We start from the raw sequence: 229 nt of genomic DNA on the forward strand, positions 1-229 counted from the left end.
CAGTGCTGTGTTTTTAATAAACAGTCCCAGCCACCTGGTCACTGCGGCTCCAATCAGCTTAGAGAGCAAGTCTCATCACCAATCGGAGCGTACCTTCTCCCGAAGTTACGGTACGATTTTGCCTAGTTCCTTCACCCGAGTTCTCTCAAGCGCCTTAGTATTCTCTACCTGACCACCTGTGTCGGTTTGGGGTACGATTCGGTATAATCTGAAGCTTAGAGGCTTTTCC

At 49.3% G+C, this 229-nt stretch carries 1 rRNA gene; it reads right to left on the reverse strand.

The window, feature by feature from the left end:
- Positions 1-229: ribosomal RNA gene (locus RF53_RS19085) — 23S ribosomal RNA — on the reverse strand; the annotation flags it as partial.

Origin of the sequence: Pseudoalteromonas sp. ECSMB14103 (genome assembly GCF_000813065.1) — a bacterium.
In the GTDB taxonomy this organism is placed as follows: domain Bacteria; phylum Pseudomonadota; class Gammaproteobacteria; order Enterobacterales; family Alteromonadaceae; genus Pseudoalteromonas; species Pseudoalteromonas marina.